Origin of the sequence: Halosimplex salinum (genome assembly GCF_003730195.1) — an archaeon.
In the GTDB taxonomy this organism is placed as follows: Archaea; Halobacteriota; Halobacteria; order Halobacteriales; family Haloarculaceae; genus Halosimplex; species Halosimplex salinum.
The window spans coordinates 750,531-770,962 of record NZ_QWGG01000001.1 but is presented as its reverse complement, the minus strand read 5'-3'; the positions used below and the strand labels follow the sequence as shown (position 1 = coordinate 770,962).

21 protein-coding genes and 1 pseudogene are annotated in these 20,432 nt (G+C 69.6%); 11 read left to right on the top strand and 11 right to left on the bottom strand.

Going from position 1 to position 20,432, the window contains the following annotated elements; genetic code table 11:
- Positions 1–78: 78 nt before the first annotated feature.
- A complete protein-coding gene (locus D1409_RS03855) occupies positions 79–1,002 on the top strand; it encodes an NAD-dependent epimerase/dehydratase family protein (protein ID WP_123534191.1) in 924 nt (307 codons plus the stop codon).
- 30 nt (positions 1,003–1,032) lie between these two features.
- Here the strand turns inward: D1409_RS03855 and D1409_RS03850 are convergent, their stop codons facing one another.
- Positions 1,033–1,494, bottom strand: coding sequence for a YbhB/YbcL family Raf kinase inhibitor-like protein (locus D1409_RS03850; RefSeq protein WP_123534189.1), 462 nt, complete (start codon positions 1,492–1,494; stop codon positions 1,033–1,035).
- 145 nt (positions 1,495–1,639) lie between these two features.
- Between D1409_RS03850 and D1409_RS03845 the strand changes: the two genes are divergently transcribed.
- The 4 genes from D1409_RS03845 to D1409_RS03830 all read left to right on the top strand — a co-directional run bounded on the left by D1409_RS03845 (position 1,640) and on the right by D1409_RS03830 (position 4,407).
- Complete coding sequence (locus tag D1409_RS03845; protein WP_123534187.1) at positions 1,640–2,395, top strand: DUF2797 domain-containing protein; 756 nt, start codon at positions 1,640–1,642, stop codon at positions 2,393–2,395.
- A 110-nt stretch (positions 2,396–2,505) separates the two neighbouring features.
- Complete coding sequence (locus tag D1409_RS03840) at positions 2,506–3,519, top strand: DUF7490 domain-containing protein (RefSeq protein WP_235853491.1); 1,014 nt, start codon at positions 2,506–2,508, stop codon at positions 3,517–3,519.
- On the top strand, positions 3,516–3,905 hold the full coding sequence (locus D1409_RS03835; protein ID WP_123534185.1) for a hypothetical protein: 390 nt from the start codon (positions 3,516–3,518) through the stop codon (positions 3,903–3,905). The genes D1409_RS03840 and D1409_RS03835 overlap by 4 nt, the downstream gene beginning before the upstream one ends.
- 40 nt (positions 3,906–3,945) lie before the next feature.
- Positions 3,946–4,407, top strand: a complete 462-nt coding sequence (locus tag D1409_RS03830; RefSeq protein WP_123534184.1) for a hypothetical protein — start codon at positions 3,946–3,948, stop codon at positions 4,405–4,407.
- Positions 4,408–4,509: 102 nt separating this feature from the next.
- Here D1409_RS03830 and D1409_RS03825 read toward each other — a convergent pair whose 3' ends face one another.
- The 8 genes from D1409_RS03825 to D1409_RS03790 form a co-directional block, all read right to left on the bottom strand.
- Positions 4,510–4,854: a helix-turn-helix transcriptional regulator gene (locus D1409_RS03825; RefSeq protein ID WP_123534181.1), complete on the bottom strand. Its 345-nt coding sequence runs from the start codon at positions 4,852–4,854 to the stop codon at positions 4,510–4,512.
- A 26-nt stretch (positions 4,855–4,880) separates the two neighbouring features.
- Positions 4,881–5,690 carry an NRDE family protein gene (locus D1409_RS03820; RefSeq protein WP_123534180.1) on the bottom strand — a complete coding sequence of 270 codons (810 nt, stop codon included), beginning with the start codon at positions 5,688–5,690 and terminating at the stop codon, positions 4,881–4,883.
- Between the two features lie 65 nt (positions 5,691–5,755).
- Positions 5,756–7,291 (bottom strand): o-succinylbenzoate--CoA ligase, encoded by a 1,536-nt coding sequence (gene menE, locus D1409_RS03815; RefSeq protein ID WP_123534178.1) that lies wholly within the window; start codon positions 7,289–7,291, stop codon positions 5,756–5,758.
- A gap of 26 nt (positions 7,292–7,317) precedes the next feature.
- Positions 7,318–8,379, bottom strand: coding sequence for an o-succinylbenzoate synthase (menC, locus tag D1409_RS03810; RefSeq protein ID WP_123534175.1), 1,062 nt, complete (start codon positions 8,377–8,379; stop codon positions 7,318–7,320).
- Positions 8,376–9,332 carry a 1,4-dihydroxy-2-naphthoate polyprenyltransferase gene (locus tag D1409_RS03805; protein WP_123534173.1) on the bottom strand — a complete coding sequence of 319 codons (957 nt, stop codon included), beginning with the start codon at positions 9,330–9,332 and terminating at the stop codon, positions 8,376–8,378. The genes menC and D1409_RS03805 overlap by 4 nt, the downstream gene beginning before the upstream one ends.
- Positions 9,333–9,413: 81 nt before the next feature.
- Positions 9,414–10,019 carry an NUDIX hydrolase N-terminal domain-containing protein gene (locus D1409_RS03800; protein ID WP_123534171.1) on the bottom strand — a complete coding sequence of 202 codons (606 nt, stop codon included), beginning with the start codon at positions 10,017–10,019 and terminating at the stop codon, positions 9,414–9,416.
- Between the two features lie 300 nt (positions 10,020–10,319).
- Positions 10,320–11,237 carry a 1,4-dihydroxy-2-naphthoyl-CoA synthase gene (locus tag D1409_RS03795; protein ID WP_123534169.1) on the bottom strand — a complete coding sequence of 306 codons (918 nt, stop codon included), beginning with the start codon at positions 11,235–11,237 and terminating at the stop codon, positions 10,320–10,322.
- A 69-nt stretch (positions 11,238–11,306) separates the two neighbouring features.
- Entirely contained in the window at positions 11,307–11,693 is a 387-nt protein-coding gene (locus D1409_RS03790; protein WP_123534167.1) for a RidA family protein, read from the bottom strand.
- A gap of 184 nt (positions 11,694–11,877) precedes the next feature.
- On the opposite strand from D1409_RS03790, the gene D1409_RS03785 reads away from it, so the two are divergent.
- The gene (locus tag D1409_RS03785; protein ID WP_123534165.1) at positions 11,878–12,990 is read left to right on the top strand and encodes a DnaJ domain-containing protein; all 1,113 of its coding nucleotides are present in this window, start codon (positions 11,878–11,880) and stop codon (positions 12,988–12,990) included.
- A 39-nt stretch (positions 12,991–13,029) separates the two neighbouring features.
- Here the strand turns inward: D1409_RS03785 and menD are convergent, their stop codons facing one another.
- Both menD and D1409_RS03775 read right to left on the bottom strand, forming a co-directional pair.
- A complete protein-coding gene (gene menD, locus D1409_RS03780) occupies positions 13,030–14,796 on the bottom strand; it encodes a 2-succinyl-5-enolpyruvyl-6-hydroxy-3-cyclohexene-1-carboxylic-acid synthase (protein WP_123534162.1) in 1,767 nt (588 codons plus the stop codon).
- A 37-nt stretch (positions 14,797–14,833) separates the two neighbouring features.
- On the bottom strand, positions 14,834–16,180 hold the full coding sequence (locus D1409_RS03775; protein ID WP_123534160.1) for an isochorismate synthase: 1,347 nt from the start codon (positions 16,178–16,180) through the stop codon (positions 14,834–14,836).
- 232 nt (positions 16,181–16,412) lie between these two features.
- Between D1409_RS03775 and D1409_RS03770 the strand changes: the two genes are divergently transcribed.
- From D1409_RS03770 to D1409_RS03750, 5 genes and pseudogenes are all read left to right on the top strand, one after another.
- Entirely contained in the window at positions 16,413–16,628 is a 216-nt protein-coding gene (locus D1409_RS03770) for a ribbon-helix-helix domain-containing protein (protein WP_123534158.1), read from the top strand.
- A gap of 70 nt (positions 16,629–16,698) precedes the next feature.
- Positions 16,699–16,977, top strand: a complete 279-nt coding sequence (locus tag D1409_RS03765; RefSeq protein WP_123534156.1) for a UPF0058 family protein — start codon at positions 16,699–16,701, stop codon at positions 16,975–16,977.
- Between the two features lie 165 nt (positions 16,978–17,142).
- A pseudogene (locus D1409_RS03760) lies at positions 17,143–17,910 on the top strand (enoyl-CoA hydratase/isomerase family protein); the annotation flags it as partial.
- Between the two features lie 73 nt (positions 17,911–17,983).
- Positions 17,984–19,333: a cytochrome P450 gene (locus D1409_RS03755; RefSeq protein WP_123534152.1), complete on the top strand. Its 1,350-nt coding sequence runs from the start codon at positions 17,984–17,986 to the stop codon at positions 19,331–19,333.
- A 71-nt stretch (positions 19,334–19,404) separates the two neighbouring features.
- On the top strand, positions 19,405–20,409 hold the full coding sequence (locus D1409_RS03750; RefSeq protein ID WP_123534150.1) for an Acg family FMN-binding oxidoreductase: 1,005 nt from the start codon (positions 19,405–19,407) through the stop codon (positions 20,407–20,409).
- Positions 20,410–20,432 lie beyond the last annotated feature (23 nt).

Sequence of the window (20,432 nt, the reverse complement as noted above, 5' to 3'; positions counted from 1 at the left end):
CGGTGACACGTTCGGGCGAGTGCGGCTTCCGTCCGGCGCCATCGGAACACACATGTCGCCGGTGGACAATCTCCGCGCATGGAACTCACCGGAAAGCGACTGGTCGTCACGGGGGGCGCCGGCTTCGTCGGCTCGCACCTCTGTGCGCGGCTCGTCGACGACAACGAGGTCGTCGTCGTCGACGACTTCTCGAACGGCGAACGCGACTGGCTCCCCGACGGCGTCGAAATCGTCGAGGGCGACCTGACAGACCCGGACGTGGCCGCCGAGGCCATCACTGCCGACGTCGACGGCGTCTTCCACTTCGCGGCGAACAAGAACGCCGCCGCCGACGACGTGGACCAGTACCGCGTCAACAACCGCCTCACCGAAACGGTCATCGAGCGCATGGACGAGGTCGGCGTCGAGAACATCGCCTTCACCTCCTCCTCGACCGTCTACGGCGAGGCCCCCCGACCGACCCCGGAGGACTACGCGCCCCTCGAACCCATCAGCATCTACGGGGCGAGCAAGCTCGGCGAGGAGAGCCTCCTCTCGGTGTACGCCCACAGCCACGACTTCACGGTCTGGGTGTACCGCTTCGCGAACATCGTCGGCCCGCGCCTCCAGCTCGGCGCCGTGATCCCGGACTTCGTCGACAAGCTCGAGGACGACCCCGACTCCCTCACGATCCTCGGCGACGGTCGCCAGGAGAAGTCGTACATGCACGTCGAGGACTGCGTCGACGCGATGTGCCACGTCGTCGAGCACGCGCCGGGCGACTTCAACGTGTACAACCTCGGGACGCGGACGACCACGTCGGTCACGACCATCGCCGACATCGTCAGCGAGGAGATGGGACTCGACCCCGAGTACGAGTACACCGGCGGCGACCGCGGGTGGGTCGGCGACGTGCCCCGGATGCGCCTCTCCATCGAGAAGCTCTCGGCGCTCGGCTGGGAGCCCGAGGGATCGAGCGACGACGCGGTGCGGCGAGCGACGCGGGCGCTCCTCGCGGACTGAGCGGCGACTGCGCCGTGCGGGGAACGACAGTCAGGGCGCGTACGTGCCTTCGAGATGGGCTTTTCCGACGACACAGCCTTCCGCGGCGTCGTAGGCGTCGTCTTTCGTCGCGTCCCGCGACAGGTCGAGCGTGTCGTCGAGCGCGTACAGGAGGAACCGGTAGGTGTGTTCGCGGTCCGGCGGGTTCGGGCCGCCCCAGCCGGTCTCGCCGTAGTCGTTCTCGCCGGCGACGGCGCCGGCCGACGAGGGGTCCCAGTCCTCGGGGATCGACTCGACGTCGGGGTCGACGTTCCAGACGACCCAGTGGTCCCATATCTGCCCCGCCGGTTCGCGCGCGTCGGGGTCGTCGACGACGATGAGGAACGACTCCGTACTCGAGGGCGCGTCCGATATCCCGAGCGGCGGGTTGACGTTCTCCTCCGTGTACCCGTACTTCTCTGGGATCCGGTCGCCGTCTTCGAACGCCGGGCTCGTGAGTTGCAGGTCCGCCATGCTATCGTCTCACGCGACACGACGGGGGCCCGACAGATAAACCCGCACCACTGTTCGGCCGGACGATAGGCGTCGATTTCCGGGAGGGGTCGCGGGCCTCAGCGGGAACGCCACGTCTATATCCCGGCGTTTCCAACCCGCGGCCGTGCAAGTCGTGGGGTACGCCGCGGGCGTCGACGGACCGCCGGCACTGCTGGTCGCCAGCGACGGCACCGTCGACCGAGAGCCCCTCGAACCCGGGACGGAACTCGCCTACTCCCTCGACCGACGCCACTGTGCGGGCGTCGTCGACGACACCGGACACACGCCCTGTCCACACGACGACGCGCCGTACTGCGACGACCACACCTCCCGCTGGCCCTGTGCGATCTGCACCGGCGAGTGCTCGCTCCCGCTCGAATCCTGTCGGGAGGAACACGCCATTTACCTCGCCGCGTTCGCCCCCGACACGTTCAAAGTCGGCGTGACGCGCTCCTGGCGGCTGAACACCCGACTCCGCGAGCAGGGCGCCGACCGCGCCGCCCACCTCCGCACCGTCAAAGACGGCCGAGTCGCCCGACAGATCGAGGCGGAGATCGCGACGGACATCGGAGACCGGGTCCGCGTCCCGACGAAACTCCTGGGTCTCCACGAATCGGTCGACGTCGACGCCTGGGAGGCACTGCTCGCCGACTTCGACCCCGTCGAGACCTTCGACTTCGACTACGGGTTCGACCTCGCGGACCGGCCGGTCGCGGAGACCATCGCGTCGGGGACGGTGCGGGGCGCACAGGGTAGGGTGCTGTTACTCGACAACGGCGGGAGCACCTACGCCGTCGACATGCGCGACCTGGTCGGCTACGACGTGGAACCGGGGGAGAGCGACCGGAACCTCCAGTCGAGTCTCGGCGCGTTCGGGTAAGGACCGCCGATCCGGCGTCACGGATCGACCGGTAGAGCCCCTGGCAGGGCCCCGCGCTCGCACTGGTGTCGCACACAAGACATTTACCCGATCGGGTTGCGCAGTGGAACGTGAATCGAGAAGCGTGGCTGGGCGTCCTCGCTCTCCTCCTCGTCGTGGCCGCCGCAGGGGTCGTCGTCGCGGTCCCCGGCGCGCTCGCCGAGCGGACCGACGAGGACGTCAGACCGAGTCGCATGTCCCTCCAGGAACCGCGCGTCGCCGCCGGAGCCGTCGGCGGCGAGCGCGCCGAACTCTCGCTCGACCTGCGGATGGACCACCGCGGCGGCGACGCGGAGAACGTCACCGTCGAGGTACAGGCCGTCGACACGGACACCGGACTCGTCGCGACGACGGTTCGGAAGCGACTGGGCACGATAGAGGGCGACCGCGAGGTCCGCACCCGCATGAACGTGACCGTCGACCGCCAGGGCGGCTACCGGCTCCTCATCCGGGTCTACGAGGACGGGCGGCGCATCGAGACCGGGAGCACGGACATCCGGGGCGTCGACTCGCTGACGCCGGACTACGCCCGGACGAGCGTCGGGTTCCACCGCTTCGGCAGCGACGAGGCGAGCCTGCCCGTGATCACCTACGACATCGCCGGCGAGGAGAACAACCGGACGACGCTCCGTACCGGCACCTATCTCACCAACCGCGGGGACGAGCCCGCTGGCGGGCTCGAACTCGTCGTGCTGGCGCGACAGGTCGAGTCGAACGTCATCGCGGACCGCGCGAGCGTGACCATCGACGAGATCGGTCCCGGGCGGACGACGACGCAGACGGCCGAACTCGAAGTCCCGTCCAGCTACAACTACTACCTCGACGGCATCCTGCTGAAAGACGGCGTCATCGTCGGCACGGCGACCGCGCGGGCGAAACTCGACCCGTCGCGCCCCGCTCCGAAGAACCAGACGCGCGAGGAGGTCGACTTCCAGGCCGGCGACTTCGAGCGGACGCCCCAGCCGCGCCAGGAAGCGGACACCCCGATCCCGACCGAGAGCAGTAGTGGCCCCGGCTTCGGCGCGGTCGGCGCCCTCGTCGCGCTGGTCGGACTCGCGGCACTCGCGGCACGGAGGAACGCATGACTGACACGAATCGCGACGGCGACGGCAACGACGGATCGACTCCCGACCACGACGTGCCCGACGAACCCGACGGACCTTCCCAGTCGGGCGACGACCGCACGGCGGACGGCGGCCGGACGGCGTCGGCGCCGGCCTCGGTCGACAGGCGGAACGACCGGGACGGCGGTGGCGGCCGAGACATCCGGTCGTACGTCCAGTGGGCGGCGTTCGGCATCCTGTGTCTGCTGGCGCTGGTGGCGACGTTCCGCTTCTACTTCGCCGCCTCGGAGGCGATCCGAGTGTGGTTCAGCCCCGACTTCGTGCCCGTGTTCCAGGCCGTGTTCAACCTCGTCGTCCTGGTCGCCTCGGCCGTCGGTATCTCGCTCCTGGTCCGGCGTATCGCCTGAGTACGACAACCCTTTTGGGACGCGACGGCGAATCCCTGGTATGGCAGACGATACTTCCGAGGAGAGCGACGCACCGGCCGAGGAGTCGACAGAGGAGGCGCCCGACGCCGACGGAGCGGGCGAGAGCGAGGGAGAGTCCAAGTCCTTCCGCGAGCGCGTCGAGGAGATCCGCCAGCAGCGCGCCGAAGAGGGCGACGAGGACGGCGAGGGCATGAGCCGCGAGGAGCGCATGGAAGAGATGATGGGCGGCGGTGGTGGCGGCCCGCCCGGCATGGGCGGCGGTGGCGGCGGCAACCCCTTCGCGCAGATGATGGGCGGCATGATGGGCGGCGGCGGTGGCGGCCCGCCCGGCATGGGCGGCCCCGGCGGCCCCGGCGGTCGCGGCGAGGAGGAGTCCTCGAAGGCCGACGAGGAACTCGTCCGCGAGGTGCGGAAACTCCGCGACGAGGTCCACGACGCCCGACGAGAGCTCGGTCGCATCGCCGACGCGCTCGAGGACTGAGGTCGTCGCCGTCGCCGTTTCTTCGCGTTCTCACCGGGGAGCCACGGCTCCGGTGGGGTGTGTCTGAGAGAGAAGAGCGGCCGGATGCAGAATCGAGCGGCGCTACTCCTCGTAGGCGAGGTTCATCACGAACTGCGAGAAGGTGTCGCTGTGGGCGTTGACCTCGTCGTCGCCGACGAACGGGGAGAGCATGTCGCCGGCCATCAGCAGGGAGAAGTCGAGGTCGCGGGCGGCGGGCGTGAGGTAGTAGGTGTTGTGACCGTTGTAGACGGTCTCCTCGCGCTGGATGAGTTCCTGGTCGGCCAGCGCGTCGGCGATACGGCTGCCCTTGCGGGAACTCACGTCCAACTCCTTCCAGAAGTCGCTCTGGTGGATGCCACCCGACTCGCGGATGAGTTCCAGTCCCGCGCGCTCGTCCTCGTTGAGTTCGGCTTCGGCAGCGGCCATACCAGTACGGTCCGTGTCAGGGCCGTTTAAATTTGGCTGTCGACGTCCCGGTACCCCGTCTCGCAGGGCGGCCCGTCCGCGTAGCGATACCGGGACGCCTCGCGACCGATCTCGACCAGCGACGACGAACGCGTCCCGAAGCGGTCGTGGTGGACGCAGACGCCGTACTCGTGGTCGGCGATCACGTCGGCCGCGCGATCCAGCCACGCCGTGCTGGTCTCCCCGGGTTCGGGTTGGAGCACCATCGCGACCTCGTCCGCGTTCTGGGCCTGCGCCTCGCCCGCGTCTGCGCGGACCGCCGGGATCGCGTACTCCCCGTCGGCGCCGACGTTCACGACGACGTGAACGCCGGGATCGAAGTTGCGAACCCGGCGGGTCTCGCCGTCCCACTCGACGAACAGGGCGGCGTTCTCGTCGGCGAGGACGAGGTTGAACCCGTCGTACCGTCGGTCGTCCAGTTCCGACTCGACGTGGCGGGTCGCCGCTTCCGCGGATGGCTCACGGAGCGCGTCGCGGACGAGCAGGCCGCGGGAGCGGTCGGGGGCGTCCTCGTCGTCGCGGCTCGCGGGTCGTCCCTCCCCGCTCACTGATTCCGAGGCCTCACTGCGGTCGGCCTCGCGATCGACCCAGCGGTTGGTGATCGCGACGAAGACGCCGTGTTCGTTGTACCCGATCCAGGTGCCGTCGGCCGCCTCGTCGCGCGGGGCGAGGACGCGCGGCGACTCCTCGATCAGTGCTGGCGGTCTGGAAGGCCTGTCGAGCAGTTCGTCGCGGTTGGCCGCCGCGACGACCGGGGTGTCGGTGAAGACCTGCCAGGCGAAGACGAGCGTACACACGCCTCCGTGTAGGCGGTCGGCGCGATTAAAGGCCGCGGCGGTCGCGAGTCGTCCGCCCGGTCCATTCACCCGGATCGGGCGTTTGCGAGGCGCTCGCGGACCGCGTCGCGGTCCACCGTCCCCGAGTGGGTTCGTGGCAGTTCGTCGGCGAACGCGACGGTCTTCGGGACGGCGAACGACGCCAGTCGCTCGCGAGCGCCGTCGCGCACCTGCTCGGCGGTGAGCGCGGCGGCGGCGGGAGTCGCGCCGGCCGGAACCACCAGCGCAGCGACGCGCTCGCCCCACTCCTCGTCCGGGAGGCCGACGACTGCGGCGTCACCGACTCCACCGATCTCGCGGAGCGCGTCGGCGACGCGGGCGGGGTGAACGTTCTCGCCGCCGGTGACTATCGCGTCGTCGACGCGGCCGACGACCCAGAGCCGCCCGTCCGCGTCGGCGTACCCCAGATCGCCGGTGTGGAAGCCGCGGTCGTCGAACGCCGCCGCGGTCTGCTCGTCGTCGAGATACCCCGGCGTCACCGTCGGACCGTCGACGACGAGTTCGCCGGTGTCGCCCGGGTCCGCGCGTTCTCTGCCGCCCTCGCTGGAAAGCACGTCGACCGTCGTGTTCCGAAGCGGTCGCCCGACGGTGTCGGGGTGCGCGCGCGCCTCCGCTGGCGTCGCGGTCGCGACCTGCGACGCCGTCTCCGTCATCCCGTAGGTCGGGTACGCTGGTACACCGCGGTCCGCGCACCGCTCTATCAGGTCGCGGGAGGCCGGCGCGCCGCCGAGGAGGACGAACCGGAGCGACTCGGAGGAGGTCCAGCCCGCGTCGAGGAGTCTGGTGAGCATCGTCGGGACCAGCGACACTCCAGAGACGCCGAACTCGTCGAGGACCCGCGCGGTCGCTTCGGCGTCGAACTCGCGCTGAATCACCGTCGTCGTCCCGTAGAGGGTCGAGCGAACGAGCGGCGCGAGCCCGCCCATGTGGTACATCGGGAGACAGACCAGCCAGCGGTCGCCGGGTTCGACGCCGAGTCGGTGGGCCGAGCCCACGGCGCTCGCGACGAGGTTCCGTCGAGTGAGGCGCACGCCCTTCGGATCGCCCGACGTGCCGGAAGTGAACAGGACGGCTCGCTCGGTGTCGAGTGCACGATCCGACGGCTCGACCGACTGGGAGTCCGATCGTCCGAGAGGCCCGACTTCGTCCGACTCGGGGGCGTCCACGGACGCGACTGGTACGTCGTCGGGGGCGATCTCGGTCGCCAGCGACTCCGTCGAACGATCGCAGACTATCGCGTCGACCGCCGCTCGCGTGGCCTGCGAGCGGAGTCGCTCGGTGGGGAGTTCGACGTTCAACAGCACGGCGCTCGCGCCGAGACGGCCGACCGCGAAGTACAGATCGGCGAAGGCGACTCTCGTTCCGAGGAGGAGTCCGACGCGACCCCCGTCGGCGTCGAGCACGTCGGCGAGTCGGTCCGCGCGTTCCGCGACGCGCTCGTCGAACTCGTCGTAGGTCCACATCCTTCCCTCGTCGGCGGCCACGACGGCAGTCGCTTCGGGCGTCGAGTCCGCGCGCTGGCGGAGTACGTCCGCCGAGGGGTCCTCGACCGGGTCGTCCACAGGCCAGGCGTCGGGCGACGGCAGCGTCACCGCCCCACCGCCCCCTGGTCGATCCCGAGCCCGTCGTCCTGCGGGACTTCGATACTCCCGTCCGAGACCGGCGCGGGGTCCGGTGCGAGGTCCTCGGCGAGCAGGTCCGCAGTCGCGAGCCCACACGGGACCACGTCGGGGATGGCGGCCGCGACGTGGACGGCGGCGGTGCGGGCGACGACAGCGTCGACCGTCGTCGTCACGACCGGTTCGATCCCTTCCTCTCGGGCACGCATCGCGAGGGTGTGCGTGTTCCCGGGTCCACCGAGTACCATCGGCTTGAGTATCACCACGTCGGCCGCTCCCGCCTCGAACACGTCCGCCATGGAGTGCTCGACGAACGTCTCGTCGGCGGCGACGTCGACCCCGCTACCGCGAAGGTCGGCGAGTCCGGACAGGTCCTCGACCGGGAGGGGTTGCTCGACGTACGCCACGTCCAGCGGAGCCACGCGCTCGATGGCTCGTTCCGCCTCCTCTCGACTCCACGCACCGTTCGCATCGAGTCGAAGCGTCACTTCGTCGCCGACCGCCTCCCGGACGGCGCGCACACGGTCCGCGTCCTCGTCGACGGAGCGCGCGCCGACCTTCAGTTTGAGGCAGTCGAATCCCCGTCCCACCGCGGCCTCGGACCGCTCCACGGTCGTCTCGCGGTCGGCGTCGCCGACGGTGGCGTTGACCGGGACGCGGTGGACCTGCCGGGAGTCGTCGAACCAGCGGTAGAGCGGGACGCCGTCGGCTCGGGCGTCCGCGTCGAGGAGCGCGGTCGCGAACCCGTGGCGGGCCGCGGGCTCCTCGTCGGCGTCGAGTTCGAGCAGTCCGGTGCTGTGCTCGCCGCCCGCGCCGGCTTCCAGCGCACGTTCCAGCCCGCGCTCGCAGTCTTCGAGCGATTCGGTCCAGCCCGGGAGCGGCGTGGCTTCGCCCAGTCCGGTCTCGCCGCGGTGGTCGTACCTGACGACGAAACCGGAGCGCTCCTCGATGTCCCCGGCGGCGGTCGAGAGCGGGGAACGGAGCGGGAGCGTGAACCGGTCGAGCGGGTGCGGCGAGTCTGCGTCTGTCATAGCAGGGCGGGAGTGGCGAGTCCGGCGGCGAACAGGAGCGAGTGGAGGAAGAGCGTCTGCCCCACCCGTTCGAGCGCCGGGTTGAGCGCTTCGCCGTCGGTGCGTTCGAGAACGGTCTTGCTCACGCTCGCCGCGAGCGGGAGCGACGCGAGCGGTGCGAGCGCCCAGCGGCCGTAGTCCGGGTCGAGCGCGAACAGGACGGGGACGACGTACGCCATCCCGACGAGCAGGAGGAACTCGACGCGACTCCAGCGGTAGCCGAACAGCACGGCAAGCGTCCGCTTGCCCGCGGCGGCGTCGGTCTCCCTGTCGCGGACGTTGTTGACCACGAGGATGGCCGTCGAAAGGCCGGCCGCAGGGAGGCTCGCGACGACCGCCGCGAGCGGGAGCGTCTCCGCGGGGAGTCCCATGGGGAACAGCCCGGCGTCGGTCTCCGTCACCGCCTGAACGTAGTAAGTGCCCGTGACGGCGACGACGCCGAAGTAGACGAAGACGAAGAGGTCGCCGAGCCCGCGGTAGCCGTAGGGGTAGGGACCGCCGGTGTAGAGGATGCCGGCGGCGATGCTGGTGAGGCCGACGGCGAGGATGGGGAGGCCGCCGATGGCGACGAGGTAGGCGCCGACGACGACGGCGAGTCCGTAGGTGGCGACCATCGCCCACTTGACCTGCGCGGCGGGGATGAGTCCGCCGGCGGTGACGCGAGTGAACCCTTCGCGGTCGTCGGTGTCGGCGCCCTTGACGGCGTCGTAGTAGTCGTTCGCGAAGTTCGTCCCCACCTGGATGAGGAGCGCGCCGACGAGGGCGGCGAGCCACGGGAGCGGCGCGAACACGTCGGCGTGGACGGCCAGCCCCGCGCCGACGATCACCGGCGCGGACCCCGCAGGGAGGGTCTGTGGCCGTGCGGCCATCAGCCAGGCGCGGGTCTTCGAGACCTGCGCGTCTGCGGTCGACATTGGCGGACACTCGGGGTGGCGCAAGTGTCAAAGTTGGCATCCGCACCGGCCGGCGAACCGGTCGCGCGGGACGGCCGCGCCTCACCCGTCGCGGCGGGTCTTCAGCGCGTCCCGGACTGCCTCCGGGTAATACGCCAGCGACCACTCGGGGACCTCGTCGACGGGCATGTACTGCACCTGCCGGGACTCGTAGGTCGTCGTGAGTTCCCCGCCGACGGCCTCGCAGCGATAGACGTGTGAGACGCTGTAGTGGGGAAACTCGCCGGGCGGTTCGACGGCGTACGTGTCGACGAGTTCCCGCGCGTCGACTTCGAGCCCGGTTTCCTCGCGAGTCTCACGTTCGGCCGCCGCCGCGGGCGTCTCACCGAGGTCGAGTTTCCCGCCGGGCGGGCACCACCCCAGGCCGTCGGTCCGCTCGATGACGAGCAGTCGGTCCTCGTCGTCGAAGACGAGTGCGATGGCCGCGATCTTCGGGGTGATCTCGCCGAGATCTCCCGCCAGTCGCTCGCGGACCTCCGCTGGCGGCAGTTCGAACGTCTCGCCGTACTGCTCCGCGACGAGGTCGAGCATGCGCTCGTAGCGCTCCTCTTCGTATGGGTCGTCGGCGTAGTGGAGCCCGGTCTGTGCCATCGCGCGGAACTCGTCGAGCAAGGGCAGGAGGTCGACAGCGTCCTCGCCGTCGGTCATACGCGGCGGTGTCGGCGGGTCGGGAAACCGTTTGTGGTGAGTGTTGCGGCAGCGGTGCGGCGGCGTTGCGGTGGCGGTGCGGTGGTGTTATGATAGCTGTGCGGTCGCATCCGCCGAGCGACCGGCGGGAGCGAGGCGGTTCACGCGGCCGAACGCCGGGAGAGCAAGCTCTCCCGAGCCCTCGTTCGCACCGCTCACGAGGACGAAGTGAGGCCGCGCCTTTTTCACCCATGTTTTTGCCGCGAGCGGTGCCCGCAGGGCCGAAGGCCCGAGGACACCCGAGCGGGAAAAAGATGGTTCCTAGTAGTACCACTCGTAGTCGTCGAACTCGGGGTCGCGGCCCTCGTTGAAGGCCTCGCGGCCTTCTCGGGCTTCGTCGGTCATGTAGCCGAGGCGGGTGGCTTCGCCGGCGAACACCTGCTGGCCGACCATGCCGTCGTCGGCCATGTTGAAGCCGTACTTGAGCATGCGGATGGCCATGGGGGACTTGCTGGTGATGCGGTCGGCCCAGTCGAGGGCGGTCGCCTCCAGTTCGTCGTGCGGGACGGCTTCGTTGACCATGCCCATGTCGGCGGCCTCTTCGGCGTCGTATGTTTTCCCGAGGAAGAATATCTCGCGGGCCTTCTTCTGACCGACCTGCTGGGCGAGATAGGCCGACCCGAAGCCGGCGTCGAAGGAAGCGACGTCGGGATCGGTCTGGAGGAACTTCGCGTGGTCGTCGCTGGCGAGGGTGAGGTCACAGACGACGTGCAAGGAGTGGCCGCCGCCGACGGCCCAGCCGGGGACGACACAGATCACGGGCTTCGGGATGTGGCGGATGAGCCGCTGGACTTCGAGGATATGGAGGCGTCCGGCCTCGGCGGCGTCCCGCGCGTCGCCGTCCACCTCTTCGTCCCCCTCACCATCGTTTCGATACTCGTAGCCCGAGTCGCCGCGAACGGACTGGTCGCCGCCGGAGCAGAACGCCCAGCCGTCGTCTTTCGGAGAGGGGCCGTTGCCGGTGAGGAGGACACAGCCGATGTCGGACTGTCGCTTGGCGTGGTCGAGCGCGGTGTAGAGTTCGTCGACGGTGCCGGGGCGGAAGGCGTTGCGGACCGCCGGGCGGTCGAAGGCGATGCGGACCGCGTCCACGTCGGTGCCGCGGTGGTAGGTGATATCGCGGAAGTCGAAGGCATCGACCGGCTCCCATCGGTCGGGGTCGAAGATCTCGGAAACCATGGGCGGTGCTGGGGTCGGACCGCGCAAAAAGATTCCTCAGTGGGTGCCGGGGCGGTCCCCTCTCCGGCGTCAGTCCGGGACGACCGCGGTCGCCTCGACCTCGACGCAGAGGTCGTCGTCGACGAGGCGGTTCACTTCGACCATCGTCGCGGCCGGGCGCACGTCCCCGAACACCTCGCCGTGGGCGCGGCCGACCTCGTCGTAGTCGTCGATGTCGGTCACGTACATCCGCGTTCGGACGACGTCGGCGAGTTCCGCACCGACCTCGCCGAGCGCGCCCTCGACGATGTCCAGCGCGGCGCGGGTCTGCTCGTAGGGCGTCTCGCCGACGACGTCGCCGTCGTCGTCGACTGCGGTGGTGCCGGAGACGTGGACGTGTCCGTCGACGGCCATAGCGCGCGAGTAACCGACGTACGATTCCCACTCGGTGCCGCTGGTGACGGTCTCCCGGGACATGTGAACTGACCGACGTGCCGAGTACATCGGCGTTGCGGTCGCCGCGTTCGGTCCACGGGCAGTCGTTCGCAGCCGGGGTGGCCGGGGCGGCTGGAGCGGTCAGTCAACGGCTATCGGTTTCGATACTCCGGCCGGTGGCATTTTAATACCGGCAGACGAACTCCGAACGATTCCCCGCGCTCGCATGACAGAGACGTTCTACGACCGCCTGGACGTCGCCGAGGACGCGACCACGGCGGAGATAGAGACCGCCTATCGGGAGGCCATCAAGCGGGTCCACCCGGACGTGAGTGACGACGTCGACGCGGGCGAGCGGACGAAACGGCTCAACAAGGCCAAACGGGTCCTCACCGACGAGGAGGAGCGAGCGCGGTACGACCGGCTGGGTCACGAGACGTACACCGGTGACGACACGGACGGGACGGGCGGTAACGGGTCGTCGAGCGGTTCGTCACGGGCTCGCGAGACGACTGTGGACGAAGCCAGTGCGACGCACAACGGGACGGCCGCGGGGGCCGATACGGCTTCGAGAGCGAGCGCGGGATGGGGGAGAGGGTCGGGGCCGGGGTCGGGGTCAGGGTCGGGGTCCGACACGGACGACACCGGGTCCTCCGAGAGCACCTGGCGCGGGTCCCAGCAGCGCGGCAGACGGTCCGCACGCGGCCCGAACGGGCGCGAGAGCGGCCGCCGACGCCGCGAACGGACGAACGGCTGGCGGGGCGGAGAGACGGGGAGTTCCGGGACGCGAAAGCACGCGGACGGAACCACCCGGTCGCGCGGCGATTCGACGGGGCCCTCGTGGCAGTCGAACAGCGCCACGGCCGGTAGGGCGTCTCCCTCGGCGCGACGACAGGCCGCGGCGGGGGCGACCGACGGCCCGAACGCGGACTGGTCGTGGAACGCCTGGGACACGACACGGTCGTGGGCGGTCAGGCAGGGATCGGACGGGCGGACCCCACTCCGGTTGAGTCGGATCTTCCCGCTGGACCAGTCGGTCGTCCTGCTCGCTTCGACGTTCTTCCTCTATCCGTTCTTCGTCGGCGCGATGCTGTTCCCGCCGTTCCCGCTGATCGCGCGGTTCGTCGTCGCGGTCTGTACGCTCCTGACGTTCGCGTACCTGCTCTCGATCCCGGAGGCCGCTGTCGGTATCTTCGGTCTCTGGAGCGTCGTCGCGCTCATCTTCCTGCTCGCGTTCCCCGGCGTCAGCGTCTTCTCGCTCGTCGGCGTCATAGCCCTGACCACGACGTGGGTGCCGCTGGGGCTGTCGGTACTGACGCTCTCGCTCGTCCGTCCCTGAGCGGTCGCGTCGGGAGAAGAATGCAACGGGCCGCCGGACTCAGAACTCGTCGCTCACGCGCTCGCGGACGCGTTCGTGAAGCGACTCCCTGAATCGGTGACTCGCCTCGCCGTCGGTCCGTGCTTCGATCACCTGCGTCCCGTCGCTCGCGAGCGACTCGCGGTAGGCGTCGGCGAACCCGGCCGCGTCCGCGACGCGGCGGAACTCCAGACCGTACATGTCGGCCGAGGGTCCGAAGTCGAGGCCGTGGGGCGTCACGAACTGGTCGGTGAACGGCGGGTCGAACGACTCGATGGGGAGGAGGTGGAAGATGCCGCCGCCGTCGTTGTTGATCAGGACGATGGTCGCGTCGACGCCGCATCGAGCGACCGAGAGGAGCCCGTTCATGTCGTGGTAGTACGCGAGGTCGCCCGTCACGAGCACGAGTGGGTCGTCGGTCGCGCTGCCCGCGCCCAGGGCCGAACTGGTGATCCCGTCGATGCCGCTGGCACCGCGGTTGCCGAGAACTGTGAGATCCGCCGTCCGCGGCCGGCCGAACCGGTCGCAGTCCCGGACGGGCATGCTGTTCGAGACGAACACGGTCGCCGGGTCGGGCGCTTCGGCCAGCACCTCGGCGAGAACTGCCCCCTCGAAGAACTGCTCGTCAGCGCCCGCCCCCACTGTCTCCCAGTGGGTCGACTCGGCACGCCCGAAGCGGTCGCGCCAGTCGCCTCCGAACGTGGGACGGCCGTCGAGTCGGCTCGCGAGTTCGGTCGCGACCGCACCGGGGTCTGCCTCGACGTAGTCCGTGGCCGTGAACTCGGCCTCGGGCCAGTCGCCAGCCGGGTCGACGACGACCTGTCGCGCGTCGGCGTCACGGAGGAACTGCCGGAGTACCTTCGACGTGGGCGAGGCACCGACGCGGAGGACCACGTCCGGGTCGGGCCACCCCTCGGCGGCGAGATAGGAGTCGTAGCCGCCACAGACGAGGTGGTCGTCGACGAGCGGCCCGTACCGGAGGCCGGAGAGCGGGTCCGCGAGGAGCGGCCAGCCCGTCGCGTCGAGCAGGTCCGCGACTGCGGCATGGTCGCAGACGCCGGGATTCAGCGGCCCGGCGACGATCAATCCGCGCTCGGCGGCCGCCAGCGCGCCCGCGATGTCGTCCATCGCCGCGTCGTCGGGGGAGAGTCGCCCGCTCGACGTTCGGACGAACGGTCCGTCGCGTCCCTCGGCGCCGAGCGGTGCGGTCTCCGACAGCGAGTCGGGCACATCTCCCGGTTTCTCGGTCGGTTCCAGCGGCTTCGCGACCGGGACGTTCAGGTGGACGGGGCCGGGGTTCGCGCCGGTCGTCTTCGCGACGGCGCGGTCGGCAGCGACCCTAAGCGACCGGAGACGGCGCGCCTCCGGTGCGGGTTCGGGAAGCTGTCGATACCAGCGCACGGCGTCGCCGTAGAGTTGCTGCTGGTCGACCGTCTGGTTGGCGCCGCTGTCGGAGAGTTCCGCGGGACGGTCGGCCGTGAGCACGAGCAGCGGGACGCGGGACTGGCTCGCCTCGATCACGGCCGGGTGGTAGTTCGCCGCCGCAGTCCCCGACGTGCAGACGACCGCCGTCGGCTCCCCCGTCCGCCGCCCGCGTCCGAGCGCGAAGAAGGCCGCCGACCGCTCGTCGAGCACGGAGAACGTCTCGATGTCGGGGTGCTCGTCGAAGGCGACCGTCAGCGGCGTCGAACGGCTCCCCGGAGCGATAACGACGGCTTGGACGCCACTCGCGGCGAGTTCGTCGACGAGCGTTCGGCCCCACAGGGTCGCTCGGTTCGGCGCGTTCATCGGAGGATCACCTGCGTCTCGCGTGGCTCCTGCCCCGTCATTCGAGCGCGTCCAGGACCGGGCGGTACTTCAGCTGGACCTCGTCCCACTCGCGGTCGGGGTCGCTGTCGCCGACGATGCCGTTGCCCGCGAACAGCGTCGCCTGTCGGTCGGTCGCGACGGCCGAGCGGATGGCGACGGCGAACGTGCCGTTCCCTTCGGCGTCGAACCAGCCGACCGGCGAGGCGTACCAGCCGCGCTCGAACGTCTCGGTCTCTGTGATCGTCTCAAGCGCCTCGTCCGGCGGGAGCCCGCCCACGGCCGGCGTCGGGTGGAGCGCCTCGACGAGCGAGAGGACGTGGTCGTCCTCGGCGAGGTCGGCCGTCACCGGCGTCTGGAGGTGCTGGACCGTCGCGAGCCGGCGGACCGTCCGGTCGCCCGTCGAGATGGACGTCGCGAACGGGTCGAGCTGGGCCTTGATCGCCTCGACGACGAGTTCGTGTTCGTGGCTGTCCTTCTGGCTCTCCTGGAGTTCGCTCGCGAGCCACTCGTCCTCCTCGGGCGTGTCGCCGCGACCGGTGGAGCCGGCGAGCGCTTCGGTCCTGACGGTCCGGCCGTCGCGGCTGACCAGCCGCTCCGGCGTCGCGCCGAAGAATCGGCCGCCGCCCTCGGGGGCGACGATGAACCGGAAGCAGTCCGGGTACGTCTCGGTGAGCCGGTCGTACACGGCCGGGACCGAGAGGTCGCTCCGCAGGTCGACGGTCAGCGACTGGGCGAGGACGACCTTCCGCAGGGTCCCGCGCTCGATGCGTTCGACCGCGGCCTCGACCTGGCGGCGCCAGCCGGCGTCGTCCGGCGTGTAGCTCCGTCGTTCGATGCCGGGCCCGCCGTCGTGCGGGACGGGCTCCAGCGCGTCGACGCGCTCGGCCCACTCGTCGAGTCGGCTGTCGGCCCGTGTCTCCGCGTCCGGTCCGGTCGCCGTCGCGACGACCCACGTCGAGCCGTCCTCGGTCCTGACGACCTGCACGGCCGGGAGGACGAACTGCGCGTCGGGGAATCCGGTCCACGGCGACCCGCCGTCGTCCTTGTCGTCGTCGTGGAACGCGAACCCGCCGAACAGGCGGGGGCGCGCGGCCCGCGGCAGGTCCGACGCGACGGTTCGACCGCCGAAGAGGGCTTCTCCGGCCCGGCGAACCGTGTCGAAGCGGCCCGCACCGTCGGCGGTGATCGTCGCCGCCGACCCGCCGGCGGCGACCTGCTGCCCGTCCTCGGACCAGGCGACCGTCGGCCGGGGGAGTTCACGCAGGACGGCCCCGACCGGCACGGGGCCCACCTCGCGGCCGCGCGTCGCGATGGTCGTCTCGCCGGGCTCGACCGACGACTCGTCACCACGCAGAGGTTCCATCTCCAGCCGCTTAGGACCGTATGCCTTTCAGCCTAACTACTTCCGCCCGTCCCGTGCGCCCGACGCGTACCATCGGTGGGAGAGGCGCGTGCGCGCCACCACTCGACGGGCGATCGATTCCGCCGCGGCCGCGGCGATCAGATCTTGAAAAGTCGCACGAGAGAAGGTGATCAGTCCCGTGCCCACCCCCGTCAGAGTTATATACCCCCTCACCGAAGAGTCGACCGATCCGATGCCCAAGGTTGACCTGACGATCCCCGAGCACCTCGAGATGCGTATCACCCAGCTCGTCGAGCAGGGTGAGTTCCTCAACCGGGAGGAGGCGATCGAGGACCTGCTCTCGACAGGGTTGAAGGCGTACAAGACGAGCGGACCGATGGACGACGACGAGGACGCGGGGTACGAGGACGACGGGATGATGGGCCACGACGACGAGTACGTGTTCTGACGGCCGCGCAGGTCCCCGTGTGACCCTCTGACGGACAATTGTTAAACCGGCGGTTACCCTACAGACCCCCATGCACAAGGACGAGCTTCTCGAACTTCACGCGCAGATGGTCACGATCATGCAGTACTTCGCCGACCTGGAGGAGGTCGACGAGACGCTGTTCGACCCCTACGGCGAACTCGACGTGACGCCCGACGACGTCCACAAGTCCAAGAGCGAGCACAAACACGCCGTGTTCGTCCTCGGCAACGCGCTCGCCACCGCGATGAGCGAAGACGAGTTCTCCGACGCCGGCCGCGTCGGCAAGCGCATGAAGGAACTCGCCGAAGACGCCGAGAAGAAGCTGTAAGGCTCTCGGCGCCCCCGGAGTTCGTCCGAAGCGCGGTCGGTCTCTCCCGACCCGCCCTATCTGCAGTTCTCACGGCGTCCACGCCGCACCAGCCGCCGCTCTCGCCGCCGTCTTCTTGCCCCTGCCGCGAGGACTCCGCACATGGACGTGGTGGAGTTCGACAGCGAGCACGATTCGATCGCCTGTGAGCTAAACGAACGCGGCCGCCTCGCGATCACGATCGACCGTCCCGACAGCCTCAACGCCATCGACGACGCGGTCCGCGAAGGGGTCGTGGACCTGCTGGAACGCATCGACGACGAGCGTGTCCGGTGTGTGACGTTCGAGGGGGCCGGCGACGAGGCGTTCAGCGCCGGCGCGGACGTGGAGAGCGTCGCCGACCGCACGCCAGCCGAAGCGATCGACGTGACGCCCCTGTACGAGGTAGTCGCCGAGTATCCCCGCCCCACGCTCGCCGCTATCCGGGGGTACTGCCTCGGCGGCGGCCACGAACTCGCGCTCGCCTGCGACATGCGCGTCGCGACCGCCGACGCGGAGTTCGGGTTCCCGGAGGTCGGTCTCGGCCTCCTCCCGGGCGGCGGGGGGACACAGCGACTCGTCCGACTCGTCGGCGAAGCGCGTGCGAAGGAACTCGTCTTCCGCGGCCACCGCATCGACGCCAAGCGCGCCGCGGACTGGGGGCTGATCAACCGCGCCGTCCCGCCGGCGGAGTTCGACGAGACAGTCGACTCGTACGTCGAAGACCTCGTATCGGGGCCGCCGCTGGCGCTCAAGGTCGCGAAGAACGTGTTGAACAACGCCGAGGACACGAGCCTCGCCGCCGGGATAGCCATGGAGAGTCAGGCCTTCGGCTTTCTCACGACCACGGAGGACTTCGAGGAGGGTCGACGTGCCTTCCGCGAGGGCCGCGACCCCGAGTTCGAGGGGAAGTGAGCCTCCCGAGCGGGAGCGGTCGGAGAGGCCGATCCGCCGAGGCATTATTCCTGTTGCCCGCGTATCAGTTGGCATGGAACAGGAACCGACTGCGGCGACGGACGTGATCCGCCCGCCGGGACCGAGCGGCTACCCGGTGGTCGGCAACCTCGTCGAGTTCGTCCGCGACCAGTACGCCTTCACGGAACGCTGTGCCCGAGAGTACGGCGACATCGCCTACTACGAGGTGCTCGGGAGATCGTTCTACCAGGTGAACAGTCCCGAGGGGATCGAGCATGTCCTCGTCCACAACAACGAGAACTACGTCAAGGGGGAACTGTTCCAGGAGTCGCTCGGACCGGTCCTCGGCAACGGTCTGCTCAACAGCGAGGGCGAGTTCTGGCGGCGCCAGCGCCACCTCATCGGCCCGGCGTTCGAACCCGACCGCATCGCCGAGTACGCCGAGACGATGGTCGAGCGCACGGAAGAGACCGCCGCGCAGTGGCGCGACGGCGCCGTCCGCGACGTGAACGAGGACATGATGGAGCTCACCCTCGAGATCGTCGCCGACGCGCTCTTCGGCGTGGACGTGGGCCGGGACGTCGACACCGTCGCGTCCTCCCTTGAAGTCGTGATGGACTACCAGGAGGGGCTGAGCGCGGACATGCTCCCCGTCGACGTGCCGACGCCGGGGAAGCGCCGCCTCGACCGCGCCATCGCGGACCTGGAACGCGTCGTCTACCGGATCGTCGACGAGCGGTCGCGGAATCCCGGCGACGACGTGGTCTCGCGGATGCTCTCGGTGGAAGACGAGACCGGGAGGGGGATGTCCCGCGAGCAGATCCGCGACGAGGTGATGACGCTCCTGCTCGCCGGCCACGAGACCACCGCGCTCGCGCTCACGTTCACCACCTTCCTGCTCGCCCAGCATCCGAGGGTCGAACGGCGTCTGCTCGACGAACTCGACGAGCAACTGGGGGGCGATCCATCCGGCTTCGAAGACGTGCGGAACCTCCCCTATCTCGAGAAGGTGGTCGAGGAATCGATGCGGCTCTACCCGCCAGTACCCGGGATCATCCGCGAGGCCACCGACCGCGACGAGATAGCGGGCTACACGATCCCGGAGGGGGCGACGATATCCATCAACCAGTGGACCGTCCACCGCGACCCCGAGTACTACGACGACCCGATGGCGTTCCGACCGGAGCGCTGGACCGCCGAGATGGAGGCCGAGCTTCCGCCTCTGGCGTACTTCCCGTTCTCCGCCGGTCCGCGGCGCTGCGTCGGGGACCGCTTCGCGATGCTGGAGGCGAAGGTCGTCCTCGCCACGCTGCTCCAGCGCTACCACCTCGAACTGGTGTCGGACCCCTCGCTCGATCTGGTCGCGACGATCACCGCGCGACCGCGCGATCCGGTGATGATGCGGATCCACGAGCGGGACTGAGATGGGTCACCGCCGTTCGGCCGGGGACTCGCAGCGGTAGTCTCAATGAAGTAGGCGTGTAATGTCGTGGCATGGCGTCCTCCGACCTGACGCACGAGGTCTGGAACATCGACGACGGGAGATTTCCGGCCGACGCGCCGCTCCCGGACCGTGCGCGGTTCCTCCTCCGGTACGCGATTCTCGCCCCGTCGAGCCACAACTCCCAGCCCTGGGAGTTCCACGTCGACGGCGGACGGATCGAAGTTCACGCGGCCGAAGACCGCTGGCTGGACGCGGCTGACCACGACATGCGAGAGTTGTACGTCAGCCTCGGGTGTGCCGTCGAGAACCTCTGTGTCGCCGCTGAACGGTTCGACGTCGATTTCGATGTGGCGTATCACGACGATACGCCGCCAGTCGTCGTCACCCTTCAGCCCGACAGCGAGCCGTCGTCAGACCGTCCGCCAGAACTGTTCGACGCGATCACCGAGCGAGTCACGAATCACCACCTCTTCCGGGACGCGCCACTCGGTGACGCAGTTCGGGACGAACTCCGAAACTGCGTCCTGGGGGACGACGTGACACTCGTGATGGTCGACGAGCCAGAGCGGAAGGCATCGATCGCCGAGTTACAGGCCGAGGCCGACCGTCTCCAGATGGACGACTCGGAGTATCGCAGAGAGCTGGGGTACTGGATCGGGATCGGTGCGCTCGGCGATTCGTGGCTCAAGGCACGGATCGGGCAGGCGGTCGTCAGTCACCTGGATATCGGGGACAGCGAAGCGAAAAAGAACTCGAAACTGATCCAGAGTGCACCGGCCGTCGGTCTGCTCGTGACTGACTCGGACGACCCGTCGGCACGCATCAGGGCCGGTCAGGTCTTCGAGCGCGCGGCTCTGGCCGCGGAACGCAACGGCGTCGCGGTCCACCCGATGAGCCAGATCCTGGAACGCCCCGAGATGCGCACGGAACTGACGTCCCTGCTCGACGGGCACGACGGTTCGCCACAGCACCTATTCCGTCTCGGGTATCCGCGAGCGGAACAGGATCACACTCCCCGGTGGCCGCTGGAGACCTTCCTCGTCGAACGCCCGTGAGTCCGGCCCCTCGTTTCGCGTCA